The following is a 21,051-nucleotide window of genomic DNA, read 5'->3' on the forward strand; positions in this document are numbered from 1 at the left end:
CACAGCTACTCCTTAAATTTTTTGAAAATATATTTTTTTAATTCTATACAGAAATTTTCGTGATCCTTTTGCTGATTAGTTACTTTTCTTAATATAGTGATAAAAGATTCTTTATTGCATTCTTTTATATTTTTATAATAATCCCTCGATATCTTCCAAAATTTTTGAGGAAACATAAGTATAGCGTATAAAAGCATATATTCATCATAACTTAACTTTCTTATTTTTTCATAGCTTTCCATAGCATTTATAAAAGTTTCAAAATCCCAAGAAGTTTTTTCTCTTTTTAATATTCTCCTTAAAAATACGCTTATGTCATGTACAGGCATATCAAGCATAGTTCTATCAAAGTCGATTACATGAAGTTTTCCATCCTTTGAAAAAATTATATTCTTATTTACATAATCCAAATGGCATATCGCACAATTGCTTACATCATCTCCTATTTTTTTGGAGAAATCTATCTGAGATAATATATATATACTTTCCTTTGCTTTTTCTATATTGTAGTCGAAATTATCAAGATATATCTTAGAAAATTTATCCTTAATCCTAAAGGCGCTGTTTGATATATCAAGAAGCTGAAGAAAATGTTTATTATAACTATAAAGATAGTCTTTATCTGACTGCCTTATTTTACTGCCATCAATTGGGTAAAAATTTTTAGAAGACTTATGTATCTTTCCGAGGTTTTCAGCAATAGCTTTAACATCATCGATATTGTCATAATCGCATTTTCTTCCATCAATCCAATCTGTTAAAATAAAGAGATTATCGTGATAATTTACAAATTTAAAGCCTTTTTTTGTTGAAATAAATTTAGGACAGTGTATACCTCTTAAATTTAACCATTCAATAACAGAGTATAAAAATAACAAATCATCTTCCTTATAATATACTTTCTTTAAGCATTTTATACCTTTGTTAGTTGTAACTTTATATACTGCTCTTTGCTTTTCTGTATCTTTAAATTTGATATTTTCAATATCTAATATTTCAAAGTTATAGTGCGATAGAACCTGCGATTTTAGCTCATCGATGGGAAATAGAATATTATCTGCAGTTCCTAATAATTCCATTAAATCACCCCAAATATATGCTATAAAATTATATGAAAAAAAATAAAATAGTATACATTAAAACCTGTTTTCCATAAAATTATTTTATAGGATAAGGAATTATATAAAATTATAAAAATATTGTATAAAATATTATAAATTATGAAAAAATGATAAATGCTATGAATTTTAAAGGTAATAATGCTTTATTAAAAAAAATCAGAAAAATTTTTTATTTTATAAAAAGAAGGGATATTGACTTTTTTGTTGTATATAATAAATATGTATGTACTGATAAAGAGTGGTGATTACCTTGAATATAAGAGAAGAGTATGAAAAGATTGAAGAAAAAATATTATCTCCCTTAGGCTTTTTAAGCAAGAATTCTTCAGGAAGACAAAGAAATGAAGAAAAGTGCAATATCAGAACGGATTTTCAAAGGGATAGAGATAGAATAATTCATTCAAAGGCTTTTAGAAGGCTGAAACATAAAACACAAGTATTTATTGCTCCTGAAGGAGATCATTATAGGACACGTCTTACCCATACTCTTGAAGTATCACAAATTGCAAGAACCATGTCGAGAGCTATTAGATTAAACGAGGATTTAACAGAGGCAATTGCCCTAGGACATGATCTTGGTCATACTCCCTTTGGACATACAGGAGAAAAAGTATTAAACGATATAACATCCTGCGGATTTAAACATAATGAACAAAGCCTTAGAGTTGTTGACTATCTCGAAGGCGGCAGCGGACTAAATCTTACATATGAAGTTAGAGACGGGATACTATGCCACTCAGGAAATCTTGAAGCAAAAACAAATGAAGGGAAAATAGTTAAACTTGCAGATAAAATTGCATATATAAATCATGATATTGATGATGCTATAAGAGGCAGAGTTATAACTTTAAATGATTTGCCTAAAGAATGCATTAAAGTTTTAGGATATACCCATTCTCAAAGAATTAACTCAATGATTACCTGTGTTATAGATTATGCTTTTAAATATGGCGAAATTAAATTAACTGGTGAAATAGGAGAAGCAACTTGGGAGCTTAAAGATTATATGTTTAAAAACGTTTATATAGGTTCAAGTGCTAAAAAAGAAGAAGAAAAGGCTATGCATTGTGTTGAGGAACTATTTAATTATTATAGACATAAAACAGATAAAATGCCTGTTGAGTTTTATGAAAGAATAAAACAATGGGGAGAAGAAAGAGTAGTATGTGATTATATTGCAGGTATGACAGATAGATATGCCCTTTCAGAATATATAAATCTATTTGTACCTATTCCTTATGGAAAAATATTTTAAAAAAAGGAATTTGAATGTTTATGTCGAATATTAATATTTTTGTGAGAATAAAATAATAATTTTTAAACTTTTATTAATACAAAGTTCAAAAATATAAACTGCAAAATGATTATAATTAAGAAGGATTTTTAAATATTATGTAGAAAATAATAATAAGTTTAGGGTGATGCTATGGGACGAATTCCACAGAATATAATCGAAAAAATAGTAGAAAGAAGCGATATAGTCGATGTAGTGTCGGAATTTGTTCCTTTAAGGAAAAGCGGACGAAATTACATGGGGGTTTGCCCTTTTCATAATGATAAAGGACCTTCTCTTAGCGTTTCTCAGGATAAGCAGCTTTTTCATTGCTTTGGCTGTGGAGCTTCAGGAAATGTAATTGGATTTATAATGAGAATTAAAAACATAGAATATATAGATGCAATTGCGTATCTTGCGGATAGGGCAAATGTTACAATTGAGTTTTCAGATAATGATAGAAAAACTGATGAAGAAAATAAAGTTAAGGATGAGATATTTAAGGCTAATATTGAAGCAGCGAGACTTTATTTTAGCAATTTAAAAAAAAGCAAAAGAGCTTATGAATATTTAAAGAAAAGGAATGTTGATGATACTATAATTTTAAAATTTGGTCTTGGATATAGCATTGAAAGTTATAATTTCATATATAATAATCTAAGAAATAAAGGATTTAGTGAAGAAATACTATTAAAAGCAGGCTTAATAATAAAAGGACAGAAAGGATATTATGACAGATTTAGAAATAGAATAATGTTCCCTGTAATTGATATAAAAGGGAGAATCATAGGTTTTGGAGGAAGAGTTCTTGATGATTCAAAACCTAAGTATCTCAACTCACCGGAGACTCCGGTATTTAAAAAGGGAACGAATTTATACGGTTTAAATCTTGCAGCTAAGCAGCCTTCAATAGAAAATATTATTATTGTAGAAGGTTATATGGACTGCATTTCCCTTCATCAGTATGGGGTAAATAATGCTGTAGCTTCACTGGGGACTTCATTAACATTAGAGCAGGCAAAATTATTAAAGAGATATTCTAAAGATATTTTCATTTGTTATGATGCAGATACTGCAGGACAGGCTGCAACTTTAAGGGGACTTTCGATTTTAGAATCTGCTGGATGTGAGGTCAAAATTATTGAAATTCCAAAGGGAAAGGATCCTGATGAATTTATTAAAAATTATGGCGTTGAAGAATTCAAAAATCTTATGAAAAATGCTCTTCCAGTGCTCGAATATAGAATACAAAAGGCTAAAAATGGAAAAGATTTAAAGGATATTAAACAAAAGAGCCTATTTATAAATGAAGTAGCCAACATTTTAAGTGAAGTCGATAATCCAATAGATGTTCAGCTTTTTGCAGCAAAGGTTTTTGATGAAACAGGCATTGCAGTACAAAGCATACTTGAGCAGATTAAAAAATTAAAGAATAAAAAATCTAATAATGAGAATAACAAGAATAATAGGAGAGATAATATTGTAAATGGTAATATTTATAATGTTGAGCCGGCATATAAAAAAGCAGAAAGGCTTATTTTAAATTTATGCCTTAAGGATTCAGAGCTATTTAGATTTATCAGTAAAAGAATAAAACCTGAAGAATTTATAACTGATGAATATAAGATATCTGCTGAATATATATTTGAAAAATGCAGCAATGAAGAAAAAATCGATGCTAATGAACTGCTTTTAAAATTTGAAAACAATGATGATATCAGTAACATATCTTCTATTTTTATAGAGTATGAATTTAATGAAGACTTATTTAAGCTATCAGAAGATTTAATAAAAACTATACGTAGGCATAAGCTTGAAAGCATGATAAATGATTTGAATGCTGATATAAAAAAATATGAGGAAGCTAATGATATAGAAAAATCTGCTGCTTTATTTCAAGAATTAATTAAACTTAGAAAACAGCTAAATCTATTGTAATCCTTTTGAGGGAGGTTGTACGATTGAAAAAAGAAGCCAACAATGCGAAGATGAATATCGTAAAACAGTTAATTGACAAGGGAAGAAAGGCAGGAATATTGACATATAAGGAAATCATGGATGCTTTAGAGGATGTAGATATATCTCCTGAGCAGATTGAAAAAGTATATGAAATTCTCGAGTCTATGAATATTGAAGTAATTAATGATGAAGAGGATTTTAACCCTGAACAGATTCTCGAAGAAGATCTCGATTTAACTCTGCCTGAGGGTATAAGCATAGATGATCCTGTAAGGATGTATCTAAAGGAGATAGGTAAAGTTCCTCTGCTTTCAGCAGAAGAAGAAATTGAGCTTGCAAAAAGAATAGAGCAGGGAGATCAGGAAGCAAAGAAAAAACTTGCAGAGGCAAATTTAAGGCTCGTTGTAAGCATAGCAAAGCGCTATGTAGGAAGAGGGATGCTGTTTTTAGATTTAATTCAAGAAGGAAACCTCGGGCTTTTAAAGGCAGTTGAAAAGTTTGATTTCAGCAAGGGATTCAAGTTTTCAACCTATGCAACTTGGTGGATAAGACAGGCAATAACAAGGGCTATTGCAGATCAGGCAAGAACTATAAGAATACCGGTTCATATGGTTGAAACAATAAATAAGCTTATAAGAGTTTCAAGAAATCTCCTTCAGGAATTAGGAAGAGAGCCTTCTGCTGAAGAGATTGCAAAGGAAATGAATATGGAAGTTGAAAAGGTCAGGGAGATAATGAAAATTGCTCAGGAACCTGTATCCCTTGAAACTCCGATTGGTGAGGAAGAAGACAGCCATCTTGGAGATTTTATTCCGGATGAAGATGCACCGGCCCCGGCTGAAGCGGCGGCTTATACTATGCTCAAAGAACAGCTTATGGATGTTCTTGATACGTTAACTCCGAGGGAAGAGAAGGTTTTAAGACTTCGCTTTGGACTTGACGACGGCCGTGCAAGAACCCTTGAAGAGGTAGGAAAGGAATTTAAAGTAACAAGGGAAAGAATAAGGCAGATAGAGGCTAAAGCTTTAAGAAAGCTGAGACATCCAAGCAGAAGCAAAAAACTTAAGGATTATCTCGATTAAATTTAATTTAAGGCTTACATTATGTAAGCCTTAAATATTGCTGTTTTAAAGGGAGGCATTAATATGATAAACACTATATTGTTTGATCTTGATGGAACGCTTCTTCCATATAAATGGGAAGATTTTGAAAAAGAATATTTTAAAAAAGTAGTATATAAGCTAAAGGATATATTAAAACCCGAAGAGACAATAAAATATCTATGGGAATCCACTATGGAAATGATAATTAATACTGATTGTCAAAAGACAAATAAAGAAGTGTTCATGGATAAGTTTACAAAACTATCCCAAAAAGATAAAGATAATTTACAAAATATATTTGATGATTTTTATGAAAACGAGTATAAAACACTTTCAGCTATCTTTACTCCCTCTGAGTATGTAACTGATTCAATAAAAATATTAAAAGAAAAGGGATATACATTAGTTGTTGCAACTAATCCTGTGTTTCCAGAAAGTGCACTGCTGCAGAGAGTAAACTGGGCTGGTCTTGATGATAAGGATTTTATATTAATAACAAGTTTTGAAAGAATGCATTTTTGCAAACCCAATATAAAATACTATGAGGAGATACTGAAAATAATAGATAAAAATCCCCATGAATGTATGATGATAGGCAATGATGTTGAAGAAGATATAGTCGCAGGCAAATTAGGAATTAAAACCTTTTTAGTTACTGATTATATGATAAATAAAAACAACATCAAAACAGATGCTGATTATATTGGTGATTATAAAGATTTGAATAGTTTTATTAGAAATCTTCCAATAATTAATAATGATAATGCAGCTGCAAAGTAATGTTTTCAGGAGGAATATATGAAACTGTCAAGTAGACTGAGTAGTATTGTAAATATGATTCCAAAATGCAATTGTCTATCAGATATCGGAACAGATCATGGTTTTATACCGATTTATACAGTTTTAAATGACATATGTGAAAGGGCCATAGCTTCAGATATAAAAGAAGGCCCTTTAAAAACAGCAAAAAAGAACATAGAATATTATGGACTTCAAGAAAAAATCGAATTAAGGAAAGGCTCAGGACTTAAGGTTTTAAAAAAAGGTGAGGCCGATGTAATAGTAATTGCAGGCATGGGAGGATATACTATAAGTTCATTGATTGACGAGGGAATTGAAATTGCTAAAAGTGCTGAGCATATTATATTTCAGCCGGCAAAATATCCTGAAGTTTTAAGAAAATATCTTTTATCATCAGGATTTAAAATCTATGACGAAGAACTTGTTAAGGAGGACAATAAGTATTATCATATAATTAGAGCATCAGAAGGCATAATGAATACCTATGAAAGAGAAGCAGATTATTATATAGGATTAAAACTTATAGAAAAGAGGCACCCCCTCTTAAAGGATTATATAGATTTTAAAATTGAAGAGTTTAATAAAATACTTAAAGAGTTATCTATAGAAAATCAAAACAGCAGATATATTGAAGTTAAAAATCTTATAAAGGAATTTGAGGATGTGATAAAATGCCTGTAATTTGTAAAGATTTAATAAATAAAATAGAAGAAAAGTATCCATTAGAGTTTGCGGAGGACTATGACAATTGTGGGCTGCTTATTGGAAAATTTGAAAAAGTTATAAATAAAATATTGGTATGTCTTGAGGTTAACCTTGAAGTTGCTAAAGAAGCGAAAGAAAACGGGGCAGATATGATAATATCCCATCATCCTCTTATATTTAAGCCTATAAAAAGAATTACTGATGACAATTATATTTCAAGAATAATTGAAATTTTAATTAAGAACGATATTAATTTGTACGCTTTGCATACGAATTTTGATAATTCTATAGATGGAATGAATTTCGCAATAGGCAGTATGCTTTCTCTTAAGAATGTAGAATTTCTTTCAGCAAATAAAGCCCAAGAACTTTATAAAATAGCAGTATATGTTCCTAAATCTCATGAAAAAGAAGTAAGAGAAGCTTTATTTAGCGCAGACTGCGGGCATATAGGAAATTACAGCAGCTGTTCTTTTAATACAAATGGTATTGGAACTTTTATGCCTCTTGAGGGGACTTCACCATATATAGGACAGATAAATAAAATGGAATATGTTGATGAGGTTAAAATCGAAACTATAGTTAGAAAAAATGATATTAAAAAGGCTGTAGAAAATATGATTAAGGCACATCCCTATGAGGAAGTTGCCTATGATATTTATAAGCTTGAAAACAAATTATATCAGGGGTCAGGCATAGCTGGAGAGATTGATGTAGAAATGGGATTTATTGATTTTTGCAGTTATGTAAAAGAAAGACTGAACATACCCTATTTAAATGTTTCTGGAGATAAGAATAAGAAGATTAAAAAAATAGCTGTTGTTGGAGGAGCAGGATTTCAGTTTTATAAAGATGCAATCAAAAAAAAGTGCGATGTTCTTTTGACTGGCGATGTAAAACATCATGAAGCGATGGAAGCATATTGTGAAGGTCTTAATATAATTGATGGAGGACATTATTTTACAGAAGCTGCTGCTTTCCCATATATTTTAAATTATATTAAATCTTCCTTTGAAGTTGATTGTATAATGTCAAAAATCAATACTAATCCGTTTTATAGGGCGTAAAAATCGTTATAGATTTTTATGCCTTTTTTTATAAAAATATTATGGAGGGTGATAAGCATGGATATTGATTTACTATTTGAGATTTCAAAAATTGATGATGAAATTAAATCCCTTGAAAAAAATAAAAATATCAAAGATATGGCAATAAAAATTAGAAAATATAGGGAGGATTATGAGAAATATAAAAAGGAATATGATGAAATAAGCAGGGATATAAAGGAAATAGAAGATTCAATTAATGATATAACAAAGGATATTGAAAGTATAAACTCTGATATTAAAATAATTGAAAACAAACTTTATTCTACGAGCAATCTTAAAACGATAGATGTATGGCAGAAATCATTGGAACAAAAGAAATATGAAGTATGCAAAAAGGAAGAAGAAGTTTATAACATTTTGGAAAGATTAGATAAAATTAAAAAGGATAAAGAAAATATTCTAAATAAGGCAAAGGAACTAAAAGACAGCTACAATTTTCTCAGAGAAGAATATATTAAGGCTACAAATGAAATAAATATAAGAGTGAAGGAATTAAATGAAAAAAGAGAATTGCTTATGAAAGAGATTGACGATTTGATAGTTGAAGAATATGAAAAGATAAAAAATGTTAAAGGATATGGAATGCGTGCTTTAAAAGATGAAATATGTTCTGGTTGCGGAATAGACGTTCCTACTGTTATAATAAGTGAAGCAAGGAATAAAAGAAAGATTACAAAATGTCCTCATTGCGGAGTAATATTATATGTTATAGATTAGTTTAAGGTATTATATGCTAAAAAATATAGTAATTATATATTTACTTTTTATTAAAAATGTTATATCATTTAACTGTTCAGCGACAGAAGCCGACAACTTCTTTAAGTTAGGATAATTCGCAAACTATGAATAAAATAAAAACTTAATATTGAGTAAGCCAGATGGTCGCTGCCGCGTATGCGGGAGAGGAAAGTCCGAGCTCCATAGGGCAGGGTGCCGGGTAACCCCCGGTGGAGGCGACTCTAAGGAAAGTGCAACAGAGATATACCGCCAGAATCAGCTTTGTCTGATGAGCGCAGCTTTGCTGCCTGGTAAGGGTGGAAAGGTGAGGTAAGAGCTCACCAGCACACTGGCGACAGTGTGGCTCTGTAAACCCCACCTGGAGCAAGACCAAATAGGAAAGCATTTTACGCTGGCCCGGCGTGCTTTCGGGTAAGGTTGCTTGAGCTGTCTGGTAACAGGCAGCCTAGATAGATGACCGTCAAATACAGAACTCGGCTTATAGACTTACTCAATTATTTTGCATTATACACTACGTTTATTCGTAGTGTTTTTTGCTTTTTTGTAAACATATTTCCAATGCAAATGCAATTTTTAAATTAATTTGATATAATTATTAGGAGGTGATTTTATTGAACGGATTTTTAAACCGCTTTGTTGAATTAGTTCAATCCTATGGAATTATAGGGCTTATATCTTTATCCTTTGCTGAATCATCCTTTTTCCCTATACCTCCTGATGTTCTTTTGCTTCCAATGGCTTTTATGAATAGAAGCCTTGCTATATTGTATGCCCTGTTAACTACTTTATCATCAACTCTTGGGGGGATTTTTGGACATTTTCTTGGAAGGAAATTCGGTAAACCTTTACTTAAAAAGCTCTTTAAAGAAGATAAAATAGAAAAGGTTGAAAATTATTTTAATAAATATGGGGGATGGGCAGTTGGAATAGCAGGTTTTACTCCTATACCTTATAAAATATTTACAATATCAGCAGGTGCCTTTGGAGTAAGACTTTCAATATTTACAGTATCTTCTCTTATTGGAAGAGGTGCCAGATTTTTTCTTGAAGGTTTAATAATTTTCTTTTTCGGCGATACTGCTAAATTTTATTTAACTAATTATTTTGAAATAATAACCATATCCTTAACCCTTTTTATAGCTTTGATTTACTATATCGTGAGAAAAGTTAGCAAGGGCAAAAACCCTTTATATATGGTTATTGTAAAAAGAATTAAAAGAATAATGGATGCTGTAAGCAGGCTTCATAAAAGATATAAAAAATATGACGAGGCAGCTTTTATATTATACACCTCAATATCAATTTCATTTATTATGCTTTTTTCTTTTTTAGAGCTATCAGATGATTACTTTGAAAGAGGAAGCTGGGCATTTGATATTAAAATAATGGACATGGTTTTAAGAAACAGAAACCAGATATTAAATAAATTCTTTATAGCAATAACATCAATAGGAAATTTTAATTGCATGTTTATATTAACTATAGCAGTAATGATAATACTTGCTTATAAAAATAGAAAAAAATTATCCTTATATTTTGCAATAAACACAACAGGTGTTTGGATTTTTAATGAATTGCTAAAGATTATATTTAAAAGAACAAGGCCAACAGGATTAAATATTATAAAGGTTAGAGGATACAGCTTCCCAAGTGGACATGCAATGATATTTTTATGCTGGAGCATTATCCTTATATATATACTTTATATAATTAAATTAAAAAAAGAAAAATTCTATCTTTATTCAATTGTTTTAATAATAATATCTTTTGCTGTTGGAATCAGCAGAATATATTTAGGAGTACATTATCCGAGTGATGTTGTTGCCGGGTGGATTTCAGGAATGCTTTGGGCATCAAGCAGCATAGCGATTCATAGAATGCTTATGTATAAAGGTGAGTTTAAATATAAAAAATAATTAAATTTAAATATTTTTAATACCTGACAAGATAAATCTTGCAGGTTTTTATTTTTATCCTTAAAAATGTTATGCTAAAGCTAAATTTTTTTTGATTTCGACCGAAATATACATATATATAGAAAAATTTATATTTCTGTTATAATATAAAAATAGGGGGGGTAATATGAGGTATTCTGGAAAGAATCTTGAAGAGGCTGTGGAAAATGCTTCTAAAGATACTAACAGAGATAAAGAGGAATTGGTTTATGAAATTATTGAAGAAAAAAACAGTCTTTTCAAAAAACAGGTTACCATTGAAATAAAAAGATTTAAGGAAAGAGGGAAAATAGGTATTTCAGATGGTAAAATAGTATTTATCCCTAAGGAGCTTCCTCCAAGCATTACATCAGGAGAAGGAGTAAAAATTAAAATAAACGGTAGGCATATTACAGAAAAAACCTATGTAAATGAAGAGGATAAAATAGATATAGAATTAGAAAATAAAGAAGGTAGAAAAGATATAGAAATAAAAGTTTCAGAAGATAAAATGCAGGCCTTTATTAAAGTATACTATGAACCTAAAATTGTATATAAATTAAAGGATAAAGAGCCGGGAAATGAAATCTTAATAGAAGCTGAAAAATACATTGAAGAATATCCACAAAAATTTACTAAGGAAGAAATAGAAGAAATACTTAATGAGAAGAAAATAAAATACGGCGTACAGTGGCAGAGCATCAATGATGTTATTGACGGAGGAGAAGTCCTCATTGCAAAAGGGCTTATGCCTGCTGAGCCGGTTGATGATAGAATAGATTATTATTTCATTACAGAGGATAAAAAAGCCCCCGTAGAAAAGGATGGCAAGGTAGATTTTTACAATATAGGGGAAATAGAATGTGTAGAGGAAGGACAGGTTCTTGCAGTAAGAAAGGAAGGAAAAGATGGTAAAATAGGATATGATGTTTATGGAAATGTGATTATACCAAGGAAAAGAAAGATAGAAAAGATACTAAAAGGACCGGGATGTGAAGTATTAGACAACGGAAGCAGAGCAGTTTCACTTATTAAAGGTATGCCAAAGTTAGAAAACGAAAGGATATCTGTAAACCCAGTATATATGATAAACGGTGATGTTGATATAAAAACTGGGAATGTGGAGTTTAAAGGGAATATCGTTATAAAGGGAAATGTGACAGCAGGAATGAAAGTAAAATCTAAAAATGATATAATGATTATGAAGGATGTAGAAGATTCTCAGGTTTTTGCTGGAGGGAACATTAAAATCGGTGGAAGCATTATAAAAAGCGTTATAAAGGCAGGAGAAAAGCAGCTCAATTATGATGCTGCGATTGAGCATATAAAATATTTTAAAGATTTTTTAAAGAGAATTAATTTATTGTATGAAGAGATACTAAAAACCGGAAAATTTAATTTAAATAATCAAGCCGTACATGCTATTAAAATATTGCTTGATACACAATTAAAGGATGATAAAAATAAAGTTTTAGAGGCGGATAGATTTATTAGGGATAACTGTGATGATGAAATTTCAAGTTTTTGGGATAGATGTATAAACATTTTTAAATTAATTGAAAACGAGAGTATATCAAACTTTTCAATTTTAAAACAATTCATCGATTTTATAGAAAACTTTATAAGCTCCTATCAAAATGAAGTGAATATAGCTGATGTTGTAGTCTATTACTGCCAAAACAGCGAAATAAACGCCACTAACAATGTAGAGATAAAGGGCAAAGGATGCTATAACACAAATATTTATGCTCTAAACGAAGTAATGTTCAGCGGATACTCAGGAGTTTTAAGAGGAGGATATATTTTTGCCAAAAACCATATTAAGGCAGGAGAAGTAGGCTCACAGGCGAGTATTAGAACTATTTTAAAAACTTCTATGGAAGGTATAATAGAGGCTAATGTAGCTTATCAGAACACTATACTTACCTTTGGAGATTCCTATTATAGAATCGAGTATCCCTGTAAAAGCCTTAAAGCCTATGTGCAAAAGGGCGAAATAATAGTGGAAAAATTTAAATTATAGAGGTGATATAATGTCAAAGGAAAGGAAAATAGTTGTTTTTAATATCGATGGTGAAGAATTCGCTGCTGAAATATCTCAAGTTGAAAGAATACTTGGGTATATGGAACCAGTTAAAATACCAGAGGCTCCTGTTTTTATTAAAGGAGTTATAAAATATGAAGGCAGCATAATCCCTGTTATCGATATTAAGAAAAGATTCAATTTAAATAGTACAGAAATAAAATCAGAACAGAAAATAATAGTAGTTAAAAACGAAGATAAGAAGGCAGGGCTTATAGTAGATAATGTATCTGAAGTAACGGATATTGCTGAGGATAATATAGAAGATGCCCCAGAAATAGTAAAGGGTGTTTCAAATAAGTATATAAGCAGCATCATAAAAATAAATGAAAGAATAATTATATTAATTAACACAGAAAACATACTTTCAAGGGATGAAATGATGTCTTTAAATTCAATAATGTAGCAGTAATGGAGAGATAGTATGGAGGTTAAAGAAATAAAGGTAGGAATAGGTGATTTGAATATTGCATCTCCTCCAGACAAGCTTATAACATTAGGCCTTGGTTCTTGTGTTGGAATTGCATTGCTTGACAATATCAATAAAATAGCAGGCCTTGCGCATATTATGCTTCCTGACAGCAACGGTTTTACAAATCAAAATAATCCTATGAAATTTGCTGATAAGGCAATACCTATGCTTGTTGAAAAATTAAAGCAAAGTGGTGCCGATAGTAAATATCTTAAGGCTAAGATTGCAGGAGGGGCAAGTATGTTTTCCTTTCCCGATAAAAATCCTGTGATGGATATAGGAGCAAGAAATGGTGCAGCAGTTAAAAAAGTTCTTCAGGAAATGAGAATACCTATTTTAGCAGAGGATTTGGGGGGAAACTCAGGAAGAACTATGATAGTGGAATCTGATACTATGAAGGTATACATAAGAACAGTAGGCAGAGAAATAAAGGAGTTGTAATTACTATGGATAAAATAAGGGTTCTTGTGGTGGATGATTCTGCATTTATGAGAAAAATGATTTCTGATATGATAAACAGCCAGGTAGATATGCAGGTTGTTGACACTGCTAAAAACGGAGAAGATGCAATAAATAAAGCTAAATCTTTAATGCCTGATGTTGTAACTCTCGATGTTGAAATGCCAAAAGTAAATGGTCTTGAGGCTTTAAAGGAGATAAAAAAAATACAGAGTATACAGGTTATAATGCTAAGCAGTCTGACTTTTGAGGGTTCGAAAACGACGATAGAAGCATTATATAGCGGGGCCTTTGATTTTATACAAAAACCATCGGGCTCAATATCTCTTGACATTGAAAAAGTAAAAAATGAACTTTGTGAAAAAGTAAGATATGCAAAGCATTCTAAAAAAAGATTTGAAAAGGTAAGTAATCTTAAAACAGAATCAAAAAGGGAAGATATAGTATCTAATGCAGATGTGCTAACAACAAGGCAGAGGGATATATCTTCAATAAAAACTGTTAAAATTGATTCAGTTTTGCTTGGAGCATCAACAGGAGGGCCGAGGGTATTATATGATATAATTACAAAGTTTCCAAAGGATTTAGGAGTTCCTGTGCTTGTTGTGCAGCATATGCCTCAAGGCTTTACTAAAGCCTTTGCTGAGAGGCTTGATAAAAACAGCAGCCTTAAGGTTGTTGAAGCAAAGGATGGGGAACAAATTCAAAAAAACACAGTATACATTGCCCCGGGAGGATACCATATGCTTGTTAGAGATGGAAAGATAGTCCTCGACTTATCTCCTTCAATTCATGGAGTTAGACCTGCGGTTGATAAGCTTTTCATATCTGCGGGAGAATATTATAAAGGTAATACATTATGCTCAATATTTACTGGTATGGGAAAGGACGGCGCGCAGGGAGTTAAATTTATAAAGTCTTTGGGAGGATATGTAATATCTCAGGATGAAGAAACATCTATAGTTTATGGCATGCCAAAGGCTGCCTTTGAAACTGGATGCGTAGATGAAATCCTTCCTGACTATAAAATTGCTGAAAAAATAATAGATTTAGTCAGGAGGTGATTGGAGTGGAGTTTTCAAAGATAGATAATTTTGTCTTAAAAGAATACGGTCTTGACCTTAAAGCTTATAAATCAAAACAGCTCATTAGAAGAATTGAGAGCTTTATGGGCAGAGTAGGAGCAAAGGATGAAGAAGATTTTATATACATATTAAAAAAGGATTCTGCGATAAATAAAAAATTTAAAGACCATCTGACAATAAACGTATCTGAATTCTTTAGAAATAAGGAGATGTTTTTAGAACTTCAAAGAAAGATAAAGGATATTTTAAAACCAGAGGTAAATACATTAAAAATTTGGAGTGCTGCCTGCTCAAACGGTGCAGAGCCCTATACACTTGCAATAATAATGGACAGGCTGACCTTAGGTAAAAAACATGAAATACTTGCAACAGATATAGATACAACAATACTTGAGGCTGCAAAAAAAGGCATTTATACAAAAAATGATATTAAAAATGTTGACAAAGATTTAATAGAAAAGTACTTTAAAGTAGAAAATGAAAACTATATTATTAATGATAATATAAAACAAAGGGTTAAATTTAAAAAACATGATTTAATTCTTGACAGCTATGAGTCCAATTTTGACCTTATAGTCTGCAGAAATGTAGTTATATATTTTACTCAGGAGACTAAGGATAAAATCTATAAAAAGTTTTTTGAGGCTATGAAGCCGGGGGCTCTTTTATTTGTTGGAGCAACTGAAAGCATATTTAATTACAGGGAGCTTGGCTTTGAAAAAGCAGGAACATTTATATACCAAAAACCGGGAGGGAAGTAAAATGGATATGTCCCAGTATCTTGATATGTTTCTTGAAGAATCAGCTGAAAATCTGCAATACCTAAATGATGGAATTTTGTCCCTTGAAAAAAACCCTGATGAGAAGGAAACTATTAACTCAATATTCAGGGCTGCTCATACTTTAAAGGGTATGGCAGGGAGCATGGGCTTTACTGACATTGCAGAGCTTACTCATAAGATGGAGAATGTTTTAGATAAGTTTAGAAAGGACGAGTTAAGTGTTACATCAGATGTTGTAAGCATACTTTTTAAATGCGTAGATGCTCTTGAAAATATGATAAACAGCATTCAGGAAGGAAATGATGATAAATTTGAAACAAAAGAAATAATTGAAATGCTTGAAAATATTCAATCCTCAAAAGCTGCTATTAATATTAATACGGCGGATGAAAAAAATGAGATTGAGTATGATTTAAACGATTATGATAAAGAAATAATAAAGCAGGCAAAGGATAAGAATTACAAAATTTACAGAGTAGATACAACTTTATACAAAGACTGCGTTTTAAAATCAGCGAGGGCCTTTTTAGTGTATAAAACTTTAGAAGAAGCCGGAGAGCTTATAAAAGCTGTTCCATCTATAGAGGATTTAGAGCAGGAAAAATTCGATAGAAGCTTTAGCATTATGCTGATTACAGAAAAGAAAATAGAAGAAATAAGAAATCTAATAATGGGAATTTCTGAAATAGAAAAGGTTGAAGTATTTGAGATAAAAAATGAGGCAGAAGCTGAAGCAGCACCAGCTAAAGAGGCTATAGCAGATACATCCTCCTTAGAGAATGGAAAAAATGAAAAAGAGGAGGACAAAACAAATAAAAAATCTCATCAGTCAATAAGAGTTGACATTGAAAGGCTTGATAAATTTATGAACCTTGTCGGGGAGCTTGTAATGCACAGGACAAGGCTTGAACAGATAAGCATTGATTTAAAAAAGACAGAGCTCCACGAAACATTAGAGCAGGTTGGAAGAATAACATTAGACCTTCAGGACCTTGTTATGAAGGTTAGAATGCTACCTATTGAAAGGGTATTTAATAGATTCCCAAGAACAGTTAGAGACCTTTCAAAGGAATTAAATAAAGACATAGAACTTATTATTGAAGGAGAAGATACTGAACTCGACAGGACAGTTATAGATGAAATAGGAGAGCCTATAATGCATCTTATAAGAAATGCTGCCGATCATGGAATCGAGCCTGTTGAAGAAAGAATAAAAAACGGCAAGAGCCCTAAAGGTACAATTAAGCTTATGGCTTATCAGGAAGGAAACAAGGCAGTTATTCGTCTTGAGGACGATGGAAAGGGCCTCGACATTGAGAAGATTAAAAATAAGGCTAAAAAGATAGGTATTGAAACCGATGGAATGAGCGCTGCCGATATTAAAAACCTCATATTCATGCAGGGCTTTAGCACAAGCGATAAGATTACCGATGTATCAGGAAGAGGAGTAGGAATGGATGTTGTAAAAACTAAAATTTCATCTCTCGGAGGTACAGTTGATGTAATAAGTGAGGCAGGCAAAGGAACAGCCTTTGTTATAAGGCTTCCGCTTACGCTGTCTATAATACAAGCTCTTCTTGTTAAAGTCGGGCAGGAAACCTTTGCAATATCCCTCGGCTTCATAGAAAAAGTTATAAACATGAATATAGATGATATTAAAAAGACAAATAAAAAGGATGTAATAGTATATAGAGATAACATAATACCTATAGTCAGGCTTTCAGATAAGTTAAATGTTGAGGATGAAAACAGTAAACAAAAATATGTAGTTATTGTTAAAGTTGGAGAAAAAACAGCAGGACTTTTAGTTGACTCCCTTTTAGGACAGCAGGAAATAGTAATAAAGCCTATGGGAAGAATGCTTCAAAATCTTAAGGAATATGTAGGCGCTACCATACTTGGAGATGGACTTGTTACATTGATACTAAACGTTGCAGCTTTTGTGTAAAGTAGGTGGTATTTTTGGAAAATAGTTTAAATGAAATCCAAATCGATGCCCTAAGGGAAGTTGGAAACATAGGAGCAGGAAATGCAGCAACTGCGCTGTCTCAAATGCTCAATAAAAAAATCGATATGACTGTTCCAAAGGTTAATATTCTTCCCTTTGAAAATATGCTTGAAGCAATGGGACTTGAAGAGGACATGGTAATTGCTGTTATGCTGAAGGTTTTTGGGGATGCCCCAGGAAATATTCTTTTTGTTATGAATGATGAAACAGCAAAAAGTATAACTGATATGCTTCTTACAGGATATGAAGATGTTTCCGAGGAAATTTATTATTCCGTATATCAGGAGATAGGAAATATATTAGGAAATTCCTACATAAATGCAATATGCAAACTTACGGGGCTTAGCCTTCTAACATCAGTCCCGGCTATTGCGGCTGATATGCTTGGGGCGATACTTAGCAGCACCTTTATTGATGCAGAGCAGTACAGCGATTATGTTTTAGCAATAGATACAAATTTTATACAAGATGGGAAAGAGAAGGGTACTAATTTTTTCTTCATCCCAAAACCAGGTTCTTTAAAAACTATTCTTAACAATCTTGGATTATAAAAAGGAGGATTTAAAAATGCCAAAGGTACTTATTGTTGATGATGCAGCATTTATGAGAATGATGTTAAAGGATATATTGACTAAAAATGGTTTTGAAGTCATAGGAGAAGCTCCAAACGGTTTAAAGGCCGTTGAAATGTATAAAGCGGAAAAACCTGATGTTGTTACTATGGATATTACAATGCCGGAGATGGATGGAATTGCGGCGGTTAAACAAATAAAAGCAATAGATCCTAATGCTAAGGTTATAATGTGCTCAGCTATGGGTCAGCAGGCTATGGTAATGGAGGCTATAAAATCCGGAGCAAAGGATTTTATAGTAAAGCCCTTTCAGCCTGAGAGAGTACTTGAAGCACTAAAGAAAGTACTTGGATAGAGGTGATATAATGCAGATAGTTATATTTAATCTGGGAAGTGAAAAATATGCTCTTACAACTGATATAGTACATGGAATAGAAAAGATGATGAGCATAACAAAGGTTCCCACAGCACCCTATTATGTTAAAGGTCTTTCAAATTTAAGAGGAAGCATTATAACTATAATAGATTTAAAAACCTTTTTAAATATTGAAAATAATGGACAGGAGCAGAACATAATAGTAGTTGAAATTAACGATGAAAGAGCAGGATTTATCGTTGACGGTGTTGAAGAGGTAGTGGAAATATCTGATGATATGATAGAAAAAGTTGATGATAATACAGGGTTTGTAAAAGGAGCTGTAAATTTCGATAAATATATTGTAACTCTTTTAGAGGGAGAGGCGCTCATTAATAGATAAGGGGGGATAGTATGGGTGAAGTATTATCTCAAAATGAAATAGATGCCCTTCTGTCAGCCCTATCATCAGGGGAATTAAACATAGAAGAACACAGCCAAGAGGAAAAGCAGAAGATTAGAAAATATGACTTTAAAAGACCTAACAAGTTTTCAAAGGAACATATAAGAACCATTGAGATGGTTCATGATAATTTTGCGAGAATTGCATCTAACTACCTTACTGCACACCTTAGAAGTTCTGTTCAGATTAAGGTTATTTCAACTGAGCAGATAACTTTTGAGGAGTTTATACATTCGATTCCTAATCCAACGATACTTATAAGCTTTTTTCTTGAGCCCTTTACGGGGCTTATGCTCTTTGAAACAGGGCCTCAGTTCGTGTTTCAAGTTGTTGATATATTGTTTGGAGGCAATGGAAAAAATTTAATAAAGATTCGAGAGTTTACTGATATAGAAAAAAACATAATGAAGAAAATAGATTTAAAACTTCTTGAAAATTTAAAGATGGCATGGGAAGACATATTGGATGTAGAAGTTAAATTCGAAAATTTAGAGACTAATCCGGTATTAAATCAGGTTATGGCGCCTAATGAATCCGTTGCCCTTGTTACTATGTCCGTTGAAATAGGTCATAATCAGAGCTTTTTGAATATGTGTATACCATATATATCAGTAGAAAAGTATATAGACAAATTGATAATTCAATATAAGACATCTATAACCGAGAAGGATGATATTGAAATCAGGAATAAAATGGAAAACAACTTGATGGGGGTTAAGGTTGATACCTTTGCAGAACTTGGAAAGAGCATAATTACCGTTGAGGATTTTTTGAGTTTGAATGTAGGGGATTGCATTCCAATTAATAGAAAGCTAAACGAATCTATTGATTATTATATTGAAGAAGCTCCCCATTTTAAAGTTTATCCTGGATTAATAGGTAAAAAGATTGGAGTTCAGGTTTCAAAAATAATAGATAAGGATGTGGAAAATAATGCATGATGGTTTGCTTTCTCAGGAAGAGATAGACGCACTGCTTGGAAATGTAAATACCACCCCATCCTCTCCTCTTTCAGAAAGTGATAAAGACCTTTTAGGAGAAATTGGTAATATATCTATGGGCTCTGCTTCAACAGCCCTTTCAACTATACTTGGCAAAATGGTCAATATAACTACTCCTAAGGTCAGTATTACTTCAATAAATAGAATTAAGGAGAGTTTTGAGGTTCCGATAGTTTCCCTTGAGGTTTTATATACTGAAAATTTGAAGGGAGCAAATCTTTTACTTATAAAAATCACCGATGCGGCTATAATTGCTGATATTATGATGGGAGGAAGCGGGGAAAACGTTAACAGGGCGCTGTCAGAAATCGAAATAAGCGCAGTATCTGAGGCTATGAATCAGATGATAGGTTCAGCAGCAACATCCCTATCGACAATGCTTAATTTTCCTGTAAACATATCCCCTCCAACAGCGAGAATATGGGATGATGCTTCTAAAACCCTTTCCGATAATGTGGATCCAAATGAGGACATGGTTGAAATAGCCTTTAGATTAACTATTGAAGACCTTTTAGACAGCCAGATAATGCTTCTTTTATCCATAGAAACAGCCAAGATAATAATAAATAAAATGACAGGACAGTCAAATGAAGAAGAGATTATTCAAAAAGAAGAATTTTTTGTCGACGAGACTCCAATTTCAAAGATAGATAATGCATCACAAAGCAAAGTTATAGAACAAAATATGGCTGTTGAAGAACCACAAATTAATATTCAAAAGGCAAAGTTTTCTCCTTTAACCCACTTTTCAAATCAGGAGAAACAGAACATAGATTTAATTCTCGATGTTCCTCTTGAAATATCTGTAGTTCTCGGAAGAGCAAAAAAGACTATTAAGGAGATACTCGAGATGGGGCCGGGTTCCCTTGTTGAACTTGATAAGCTCACGGAAGAGCCCGTTGAAATACTTGTAAACGGTAAAAAGGTAGCTTTGGGTGAAGTCGTTGTTATAGATGAAAATTTTGGAGTCAGGATTAACAGCATTATAAGCAATGTCGATAGAGTAAAGAGTCTGCAGGGAAAATAAC

General features: G+C 32.0%; 20 protein-coding genes and 1 other RNA gene. 20 read left to right on the plus strand and 1 reads right to left on the minus strand.

All coding sequences use genetic code 11. The features are described 5' to 3' along the window. Positions 1–5: 5 nt before the first annotated feature. Positions 6–1,079 (minus strand): CotS family spore coat protein, encoded by a 1,074-nt coding sequence (locus tag B5D15_RS05780; RefSeq protein ID WP_078696178.1) that lies wholly within the window; start codon positions 1,077–1,079, stop codon positions 6–8. A 292-nt stretch (positions 1,080–1,371) separates the two neighbouring features. Here B5D15_RS05780 and B5D15_RS05785 point away from each other — a divergent pair, with 292 nt between their 5' ends. The 20 genes from B5D15_RS05785 to fliY all read left to right on the plus strand — a co-directional run bounded on the left by B5D15_RS05785 (position 1,372) and on the right by fliY (position 21,050). Continuing rightward, positions 1,372–2,376 carry a deoxyguanosinetriphosphate triphosphohydrolase gene (locus B5D15_RS05785; protein WP_078696179.1) on the plus strand — a complete coding sequence of 335 codons (1,005 nt, stop codon included), beginning with the start codon at positions 1,372–1,374 and terminating at the stop codon, positions 2,374–2,376. 171 nt (positions 2,377–2,547) lie between these two features. Then, positions 2,548–4,332, plus strand: coding sequence for a DNA primase (gene dnaG / locus B5D15_RS05790; protein WP_078696180.1), 1,785 nt, complete (start codon positions 2,548–2,550; stop codon positions 4,330–4,332). A 23-nt stretch (positions 4,333–4,355) separates the two neighbouring features. After that, complete coding sequence (rpoD, locus tag B5D15_RS05795) at positions 4,356–5,435, plus strand: RNA polymerase sigma factor RpoD (RefSeq protein ID WP_143287212.1); 1,080 nt, start codon at positions 4,356–4,358, stop codon at positions 5,433–5,435. A gap of 63 nt (positions 5,436–5,498) precedes the next feature. Next, positions 5,499–6,236 (plus strand): HAD family hydrolase, encoded by a 738-nt coding sequence (locus B5D15_RS05800; RefSeq protein ID WP_078696182.1) that lies wholly within the window; start codon positions 5,499–5,501, stop codon positions 6,234–6,236. Between the two features lie 18 nt (positions 6,237–6,254). After that, positions 6,255–6,938, plus strand: a complete 684-nt coding sequence (locus tag B5D15_RS05805; RefSeq protein WP_078696183.1) for a tRNA (adenine(22)-N(1))-methyltransferase — start codon at positions 6,255–6,257, stop codon at positions 6,936–6,938. After that, positions 6,929–8,029 (plus strand): Nif3-like dinuclear metal center hexameric protein, encoded by a 1,101-nt coding sequence (locus B5D15_RS05810; RefSeq protein WP_078696184.1) that lies wholly within the window; start codon positions 6,929–6,931, stop codon positions 8,027–8,029. Before B5D15_RS05805 ends, B5D15_RS05810 begins: the two co-directional genes overlap by 10 nt. Before the next feature lie 57 nt (positions 8,030–8,086). Then, the gene (locus B5D15_RS05815; RefSeq protein ID WP_179122208.1) at positions 8,087–8,788 is read left to right on the plus strand and encodes a zinc ribbon domain-containing protein; all 702 of its coding nucleotides are present in this window, start codon (positions 8,087–8,089) and stop codon (positions 8,786–8,788) included. Between the two features lie 149 nt (positions 8,789–8,937). Next, positions 8,938–9,306, plus strand: an RNA gene (rnpB, locus tag B5D15_RS05820) — RNase P RNA component class A. 114 nt (positions 9,307–9,420) lie between these two features. Then, on the plus strand, positions 9,421–10,725 hold the full coding sequence (locus tag B5D15_RS05825) for a phosphatase PAP2 family protein (protein ID WP_078696186.1): 1,305 nt from the start codon (positions 9,421–9,423) through the stop codon (positions 10,723–10,725). Positions 10,726–10,891: 166 nt separating this feature from the next. Continuing rightward, complete coding sequence (locus tag B5D15_RS05830; protein ID WP_078696187.1) at positions 10,892–12,766, plus strand: flagellar assembly protein A; 1,875 nt, start codon at positions 10,892–10,894, stop codon at positions 12,764–12,766. Between the two features lie 10 nt (positions 12,767–12,776). Then, positions 12,777–13,232, plus strand: coding sequence for a chemotaxis protein CheW (locus B5D15_RS05835; protein WP_078696188.1), 456 nt, complete (start codon positions 12,777–12,779; stop codon positions 13,230–13,232). Positions 13,233–13,250: 18 nt separating this feature from the next. Further along, on the plus strand, positions 13,251–13,739 hold the full coding sequence (locus tag B5D15_RS05840) for a chemotaxis protein CheD (protein ID WP_078696189.1): 489 nt from the start codon (positions 13,251–13,253) through the stop codon (positions 13,737–13,739). Positions 13,740–13,744: 5 nt separating this feature from the next. After that, positions 13,745–14,821, plus strand: coding sequence for a protein-glutamate methylesterase/protein-glutamine glutaminase (locus tag B5D15_RS05845; RefSeq protein ID WP_078696190.1), 1,077 nt, complete (start codon positions 13,745–13,747; stop codon positions 14,819–14,821). A gap of 5 nt (positions 14,822–14,826) precedes the next feature. Then, a complete protein-coding gene (locus B5D15_RS05850) occupies positions 14,827–15,603 on the plus strand; it encodes a CheR family methyltransferase (RefSeq protein WP_078696191.1) in 777 nt (258 codons plus the stop codon). A gap of 1 nt (position 15,604) precedes the next feature. Continuing rightward, a complete protein-coding gene (locus tag B5D15_RS05855) occupies positions 15,605–17,572 on the plus strand; it encodes a chemotaxis protein CheA (RefSeq protein ID WP_078696192.1) in 1,968 nt (655 codons plus the stop codon). Between the two features lie 14 nt (positions 17,573–17,586). After that, complete coding sequence (locus tag B5D15_RS05860; RefSeq protein ID WP_078696193.1) at positions 17,587–18,183, plus strand: chemotaxis protein CheC; 597 nt, start codon at positions 17,587–17,589, stop codon at positions 18,181–18,183. Positions 18,184–18,199: 16 nt separating this feature from the next. Continuing rightward, positions 18,200–18,559: a response regulator gene (locus B5D15_RS05865; protein WP_078696194.1), complete on the plus strand. Its 360-nt coding sequence runs from the start codon at positions 18,200–18,202 to the stop codon at positions 18,557–18,559. Between the two features lie 10 nt (positions 18,560–18,569). Further along, positions 18,570–18,962, plus strand: coding sequence for a chemotaxis protein CheW (locus B5D15_RS05870; RefSeq protein ID WP_078696195.1), 393 nt, complete (start codon positions 18,570–18,572; stop codon positions 18,960–18,962). An 11-nt stretch (positions 18,963–18,973) separates the two neighbouring features. Continuing rightward, complete coding sequence (gene fliM, locus B5D15_RS05875; protein ID WP_078696196.1) at positions 18,974–19,963, plus strand: flagellar motor switch protein FliM; 990 nt, start codon at positions 18,974–18,976, stop codon at positions 19,961–19,963. Then, positions 19,956–21,050 (plus strand): flagellar motor switch phosphatase FliY, encoded by a 1,095-nt coding sequence (gene fliY / locus B5D15_RS05880; RefSeq protein WP_078696197.1) that lies wholly within the window; start codon positions 19,956–19,958, stop codon positions 21,048–21,050. The genes fliM and fliY overlap by 8 nt, the downstream gene beginning before the upstream one ends. Position 21,051 lies beyond the last annotated feature (1 nt).

It is taken from the genome of Caloramator quimbayensis, assembly GCF_900167605.1.
In the GTDB taxonomy this organism is placed as follows: Bacteria; Bacillota; Clostridia; order Clostridiales; family Caloramatoraceae; genus Caloramator_B; species Caloramator_B quimbayensis.

Coding starts and splice junctions, on each gene's coding strand:
- B5D15_RS05780 (WP_078696178.1), bottom strand. CDS start 1,079: ATGGAATTATTAGGAACTGCAGATAATATTCTATTTCCCATCGATGAG.
- dnaG (WP_078696180.1), top strand. CDS start 2,548: ATGGGACGAATTCCACAGAATATAATCGAAAAAATAGTAGAAAGAAGC.
- B5D15_RS05800 (WP_078696182.1), top strand. CDS start 5,499: ATGATAAACACTATATTGTTTGATCTTGATGGAACGCTTCTTCCATAT.
- B5D15_RS05805 (WP_078696183.1), top strand. CDS start 6,255: ATGAAACTGTCAAGTAGACTGAGTAGTATTGTAAATATGATTCCAAAA.
- B5D15_RS05810 (WP_078696184.1), top strand. CDS start 6,929: ATGCCTGTAATTTGTAAAGATTTAATAAATAAAATAGAAGAAAAGTAT.
- B5D15_RS05815 (WP_179122208.1), top strand. CDS start 8,087: ATGGATATTGATTTACTATTTGAGATTTCAAAAATTGATGATGAAATT.
- B5D15_RS05830 (WP_078696187.1), top strand. CDS start 10,892: ATGAGGTATTCTGGAAAGAATCTTGAAGAGGCTGTGGAAAATGCTTCT.
- B5D15_RS05835 (WP_078696188.1), top strand. CDS start 12,777: ATGTCAAAGGAAAGGAAAATAGTTGTTTTTAATATCGATGGTGAAGAA.
- B5D15_RS05840 (WP_078696189.1), top strand. CDS start 13,251: ATGGAGGTTAAAGAAATAAAGGTAGGAATAGGTGATTTGAATATTGCA.
- B5D15_RS05845 (WP_078696190.1), top strand. CDS start 13,745: ATGGATAAAATAAGGGTTCTTGTGGTGGATGATTCTGCATTTATGAGA.
- B5D15_RS05855 (WP_078696192.1), top strand. CDS start 15,605: ATGGATATGTCCCAGTATCTTGATATGTTTCTTGAAGAATCAGCTGAA.
- B5D15_RS05865 (WP_078696194.1), top strand. CDS start 18,200: ATGCCAAAGGTACTTATTGTTGATGATGCAGCATTTATGAGAATGATG.
- B5D15_RS05870 (WP_078696195.1), top strand. CDS start 18,570: ATGCAGATAGTTATATTTAATCTGGGAAGTGAAAAATATGCTCTTACA.
- fliM (WP_078696196.1), top strand. CDS start 18,974: ATGGGTGAAGTATTATCTCAAAATGAAATAGATGCCCTTCTGTCAGCC.
- fliY (WP_078696197.1), top strand. CDS start 19,956: ATGCATGATGGTTTGCTTTCTCAGGAAGAGATAGACGCACTGCTTGGA.